At 43.5% G+C, this 5,847-nt stretch carries 6 protein-coding genes and 1 pseudogene; 2 read left to right on the forward strand and 5 right to left on the reverse strand.

All coding sequences use genetic code 11. From position 1 onward, the window contains the following. Window positions 1–1,427, reverse strand: a 1,427-nt coding sequence (pheT, locus tag Q0314_RS05135) for a phenylalanine--tRNA ligase subunit beta (RefSeq protein WP_298057255.1), incomplete at its 3' end; no start/stop codon positions are given. Further along, window positions 1,424–2,416: a phenylalanine--tRNA ligase subunit alpha gene (gene pheS / locus Q0314_RS05140; protein ID WP_298057257.1), complete on the reverse strand. Its 993-nt coding sequence runs from the start codon at window positions 2,414–2,416 to the stop codon at window positions 1,424–1,426. The genes pheT and pheS, both read right to left, overlap by 4 nt. A 123-nt stretch (window positions 2,417–2,539) precedes the next feature. Here pheS and Q0314_RS05145 point away from each other — a divergent pair, with 123 nt between their 5' ends. Continuing rightward, a complete protein-coding gene (locus tag Q0314_RS05145) occupies window positions 2,540–2,893 on the forward strand; it encodes a histidine triad nucleotide-binding protein (RefSeq protein WP_009493554.1) in 354 nt (117 codons plus the stop codon). 90 nt (window positions 2,894–2,983) lie between these two features. Here the strand turns inward: Q0314_RS05145 and Q0314_RS05150 are convergent, their stop codons facing one another. Together Q0314_RS05150 and Q0314_RS05155 are read right to left on the reverse strand one after the other, a co-directional pair. Next, a complete protein-coding gene (locus Q0314_RS05150; RefSeq protein WP_298057259.1) occupies window positions 2,984–3,193 on the reverse strand; it encodes a hypothetical protein in 210 nt (69 codons plus the stop codon). Continuing rightward, window positions 3,190–3,917 (reverse strand): annotated as a pseudogene (locus Q0314_RS05155) (DUF3944 domain-containing protein). The gene Q0314_RS05150 and the pseudogene Q0314_RS05155 overlap by 4 nt, the downstream one beginning before the upstream one ends. Window positions 3,918–4,077: 160 nt before the next feature. On the opposite strand from Q0314_RS05155, the gene Q0314_RS05160 reads away from it, so the two are divergent. After that, entirely contained in the window at window positions 4,078–4,284 is a 207-nt protein-coding gene (locus Q0314_RS05160) for a transcriptional regulator (protein ID WP_297948043.1), read from the forward strand. 330 nt (window positions 4,285–4,614) lie between these two features. Here the strand turns inward: Q0314_RS05160 and Q0314_RS05165 are convergent, their stop codons facing one another. Then, the gene (locus Q0314_RS05165) at window positions 4,615–5,703 is read right to left on the reverse strand and encodes a methyl-accepting chemotaxis protein (protein ID WP_298057261.1); all 1,089 of its coding nucleotides are present in this window, start codon (window positions 5,701–5,703) and stop codon (window positions 4,615–4,617) included. Window positions 5,704–5,847 lie beyond the last annotated feature (144 nt).

The following is a 5,847-nucleotide window of genomic DNA, read 5'->3' on the forward strand; positions in this document are numbered from 1 at the left end:
TCTGCAAAATTTAGTGGCGTTGAGGCGATATTGTCGATGCCTATTATCCTTACGATCTCCTCGCAAATATCATGCGAATTTACGATGTCGTGGCGAAATAGCGGAACCTTCGCATTCGCGCCCTCTTTTTCGGCGTTAAAAGTTAGGCTAAATCCAAGCTTTTTAAGTATCCTCACGACGTCGTTTTGCGCGACTTCTTGACCGATCATTTTTTGCATTTCGCTCATCGTAAAGCTCACGACCTTGGGTTCGCGCGTCATCACGCTTTGCTGAGAGCCCGCATAAAGCGCGACCGATTTTAGCGCGGCTAGCTGTTTAAATAAAAAATCGGCTCCAAAACCTACGTTTGGCTCGCTGCCTCTTAGCGATCGGTAAGCCTGCGCTTGGCGCGGCATTTGCTTGTCCTCGTAGACCGTAGTCGCGATCACTTGCGGATCGGTATAGCTAGCCTCCACTATGATTAGTTTGCTGTTTTCGTCAAGTCTAGCCGCATCCGTCTGATACACGCCGCCCACGCCCAAAAGCTCGCCGCCGGCTAAAATTTCAGTCGCCAAATTTGCGCCCTTTTGCAGGTCAAAAATAGCGCGCTCGTCGTCCTTTTTGAGCTTGGCGTAATCATACGCGCTAAATAGCACGCCGGTTGAGTGCGTAGCGTAGTCTAGCAGGCGCTCGATGCGGTTTTGTTTATCGCACTCGATCAGCGCCAAACGGATCTTCATCAGCAAATTTTCGTCAAAATACTCTTTTATCTCAAAAGCTCGGTACTGAAAGCTGCTTTGTAAATTTTCCTCGGCGTGGATAGCTAAGATACGCCCGATACCGAGCAAATTTTCGCCCTCTTCGTATCTGGCGGCGTCTTTTAGCGGCAGATCAAGCGCGGCCGACAGATCCCTCGCTACGCCGTAAACACTCAGGCAGTCGCCGCGGTTTGGCGTTAGCTCGATCTCGATGATGTCGTCGTTTAGTAGCGGATATTCGCAAATTTCTTTGCCCAGTTTTAGCTCGCCGATACTTTCATCCAGCGGCATTATGCCGTCATTTGTTTTTACGAGGCCGAGCTCCACGGATGAACAAATCATGCCGTTTGACTCGACGCCGCGCAGTTTTGCCCTCTTTATCTCTAGGCCGCTAGGCATAACGGCGCCTGATAGTGCTACAGGTACGAACTGTCCGGCCTCGACGTTTTTCGCGCCGCAGACGATTTGTAGCGTCTCGCCGCCCACATCCACTTGACAAACGCTTAGTTTCTCGGCGTTTTCGTGTTTTATCTTGCTTTTTACGTAGCCTACGACGATGTTTTTAGGTACCCTGATCTCTTTAAAACTATCGACCTCAAGTCCGATCGAATTTAACGTCTTTAGCAGAGTTTCGCTCGTTACGCTTGAGATATCTAGCCATTCATTTAGCCAATTTCTTGAAATTATCATTTAAACTGCTCCAATAATCTTAAATCTCCCTCGAAAAGCGAGCGCAAATCAGGAATTTGATGAAGCAGCATCGCAAATCTCTCGACTCCAAGCCCAAATGCGTATCCGCTCACGTTTTTGTAGCCGACTGCTTTAAAGACGTTCGGATCGACCACGCCGCATCCTAGCACCTCGAGCCAGCCCGTTTGCTTGCATACGCGACATCCCTCGCCGTGACAGAAAATACAGCTGATATCGACCTCCGCGCTAGGCTCCGTAAATGGGAAAAAGCTAGGGCGAAAGCGCACTTTAACGTCGCCGAACATGTATTTTAAGAAATTTTCAAGCATTGATTTTAAATTTGCAAAGCTCACCGCGCCGCCCTCTTCGACTACGAGGCCTTCTACCTGATGAAACATCGGCGTGTGCGTTAGATCCATATCGCGGCGAAACACCGTTCCAGGCGCTATCATGCGAATCGGCGGCTTTTTGCTCATCATCGTGCGCACCTGCACCGGGCTAGTGTGCGTGCGAAGCAGCCTAAAATCCTTAAAATAAAACGTATCTTGCATATCGCGCGCAGGGTGATATTTAGGCAAATTTAGCGCCTCGAAGTTGTGGAAGTCATCCTCTATGAGCGGCCCCGTCTCGAGCGAGAAATTTTGCATCATAAAGTACTCGATGATCTTATCCATCGTAGCCATCACGGGATGCAACGCTCCAGCGCCGCTTGGCTCGTTAAATAGCGTTATATCAATGGCCTCAGCCTTCATCTTGGCTTTTATCTCGCCGCTTTCAAGCTCGGTTTTTTTAGCCGCTAAAAGCGCTTCAAATTCGTCTCTTAGCTTGTTTAAATTTGCCGCAAATTCCTTCTTAGCCGCTTCGTCCATATCCTTAAGCTTAGCAAACTCCGACGTGATCGCGCCCTTTTTACCCAGTAGCGCGACGCGAATCTTGTCTAAATCCGCCAAATTCCCGCATTTTGCGATACTTTCTCTATACTCTTGCAAGTTTTTACCTTTACTGAATTTTAGGATAGATTGTAGTCAAAATTTGATAAAATCTGCCTAAAAGGCGGGAAATTTTAACTTTTACTTGTTATAATTAAGCCAAATTTTAACCAGGAGAAAATCATGACGATATTCGAAAAAATCGTAGCAGGCGAAATACCTTGCAACAAAGTGCTGGAAAACGACAAATTTCTAGCCTTTAACGACATAAATCCAAAGGCTCCGATTCATATTTTGATCATCCCGAAAAAGCATTTTGAAAATTTCCAGGAGATGGACGGGGCGCTGATGGGGGAGATGACGAAATTTATCCAAGAGGTTGCGGTGCTGATGGGCGTAGACAAGAGCGGATACCGCCTGGTCACAAACTGCGGCGAAAACGGCGGTCAAGAGGTCATGCACCTGCACTTTCACCTGCTAGCCGGAGCAAAGCTTGGCTGGGTAGATACCGCGACCGATCCGCAAAGTACGTTTTAAATTTTAAATTTACGCTCAAATTTCGAGCGTAAATTTGACTTAGCGAGCCAACCCTTAATTTAGGTCGGTTCGTCTATTTTTGGTTTAAATTTAATCATTCCACCAATTATAAATCCATTCAAAAAAGCTATCCGTAAAGCCGTAATAATACAAAATGCCGATAATGACGGCATAGATTAGGCATCTGATTATTGCGTTGTTGCGTTTTCTGCGTCTTTCAAGTCTTTCTTGCTTTTCAAGCCAATCCCAAACGCTTTTTATAGTTTTGCCTATAATCAAAACTTCCCCAAATCCCATCATTCTTCACCCTTATTCAAATAAACCTGCCTCAAAAAAGCCACTTGAATAACCGCAGGTATCGTTACTCTGTATGCAGGACCGGCTATATCTGCCGTAGTCCAAACACCCATAATAAGCCAGCCTATAGGTCCGGCAAATATGCTAATAGTTCTTGTAAACGTCGCATTCGCCGCCAAACTAAGCCCTCTGCCCAAAATAATATTTGTGATAATATTTGCCACGATGACAGCTATTTTATACGACATAAATCCGCCTCCTTTAATTGCTACTTGCAAAGCGCCCATAACGGCTTGCGATGTAAACTTGGAGTTTTTAATCCAAGCTCGTTTGAGATATTTTTTAGGTCTTCCTCACTCATCTTATCTAGACTATCAGATAAAATTTTCATAAACAGCCCTTGCTCTATAGTCTGCGTATTTTGCGATTTATTATAATTAACCTTTAACTTATCGCAAACGTCGCATAAAATTTCTTTATATAAAAGACCATGCCCTCTAAACATATTTGCAATCGTATTGCCGCCAAAAAGTTGCAACTCCTCACAAATCAACTCTATATACCTTTGATGGTCTGGATAAAATTTTTTAAAATCATCTTTAGCACTCAACTCTTCAGTCATTCTTCCATCCCCATCTTTACCTTTAAGAATATCAACAAGCTCATTTAAATCGCTACTTTTTAGCTCACGCAAGAACTCCAAATCCTCATCAAATTTGTACGCCATTTTTACCCCTCATTTAAAATTTGAAGAATGCTACCGAAACGAGCCTTAAGAGATATTAAATTTAAGGAATAAATACTTATAAAATCTAAATATAAAGTAATTATTCCTTAGTTGATAAGTCAGCCTATTTTATTGAAAATTCCCGACAAAAAGGCTAAAAATGGGAAATAATCTATCAAAAAGAGATATTGCGGGAATTTTAAATATAGATACGAAAACGCTTTATAACTGGAAGAAAAACAAGCCCGAACTCTACCGTATCGTTATGCTGGGGTTTAAATTTGACGAGCTCTTAAAACAAGCCGAAAACAACCTTAACGAGCTTCAAAAAATCGCGGAAGAAAATCAAAATTTTAGATTGAAGTGAGGATTGAAGCCGCATTTTACGCGATAAATTCGCCAAAAATCCAGCGCCGATAAAAAACAGGATAAACTGCAAATTTGACGCTAAATTTTTAGATACAAATCAAATTTGCCAAATTTGACCGCACCGCGAAACATACATTAAATTTGCACTTATAATTTAAACGGGAATTTTAAATTCGTCTCAGCAAGCCGCACGGATAGCGATAACAGCGGCTCGGCAAGTTTTTATATTAAGCGATCAGCAAGAACAAAAAAACATAGTCAAACCCGCAAATTTTATCTTTTTAAAATTTAACCGCCGCCGACCTTTTGCCAGGACGGTTAAATTTCATTATTTCCTAGCCGCTCTAACCGCGTCTAAAAGCGTTTCAAAGCCTACTTTGCTCGAGTTTTCCACGTCTTTTAGTATTTCCACTCCCGCGGCATTATCCTTGCCGTTATCTGAGAAAATTTTAATCGCTTTGTCGAGTCCGTTATGCACGTTTTCGTGATGGCGAGAGATATCTTGTACGGTTTTTGAGTCATTTATGATGATATTTTTTACTTTCTCATTAAACCACTTAGCAAAACGGCAGTGACCGACATCCGGCACGCTTTCAAATTCGCCTTGCAATACCGCCCTATAACCGTTTAATTTCATATTTATATGGTCGATTTTGCCGTTGCTGACGTTTACTTCATTAGTAACGTTTAGGGCTTGATTTAGGATGTTTTGCGTGTTTTCGTTCACGCTTGCGATAGTGCCTTGAAAATCGCTCAAAACGCGCATCACGTCGCCAGAAATTTTAGAGAAATTTTCGCTCATTCCTATCATCGTGTTTGAGCTTTGTTTAAGCCCGTTTATGTTTACCTCTACTTCAAGAGTGGCTTTTTGCGTGCGTTCGGCGAGCTTTCGCACCTCATCGGCCACCACGGCAAATCCGCGTCCGTGCTCGCCCGCGCGAGCCGCCTCGATAGCTGCGTTTAGAGCTAGCAAATTCGTCTGATCCGAGATGTCTTTGATGAGATTTATAATCTCCACGATCGACATCACGCTGTTGTTTAGCGACGAGGCGTCGTTTTGCAGGTCGCCGCTCATTTGCTGGACGTTTTCCATCGAACTAACGATAAAGCTCGTCTGTTCGCGCAGTTCACCGGTCTTAGTAAACGTTAGATTATTTAGCTCGTTTATATTTTCGAGCATTTTTAGGTTTTCTTCCATCGTACCTTGCAAGAAATTTATACCGTCGGCATAGCTGGCTATTAGCAGCTTGACCGCTTCGGCTTGCGGTTTTGGCGCGTTTTGCTCGCTCGTCGCACTTGATTTTGCCGCTTCCAGCTCGCTTTGCAGTTGCTTTATCTGCGCTTTTAGACTTTCGTTTTCCTGCGATAGAGCCGCATTTTTGCTCTCTAGCTCTTTTTTATAGCCGCTTCCAAACATCCTTTCCTCCTTAAATTTTTCTATAATTATAATTAAATTTTCGCCTTTTGGCGATAAATTTTAAAATTTATTTATCTTTCAGCCACCCTTTTAAAATTTCAATCTGCGCCGCAACGCTCTCATTTGCCGTGCCTCCTTGCGACT

It is taken from the genome of uncultured Campylobacter sp. (assembly GCF_938040115.1).
In the GTDB taxonomy this organism is placed as follows: domain Bacteria; phylum Campylobacterota; class Campylobacteria; order Campylobacterales; family Campylobacteraceae; genus Campylobacter_A.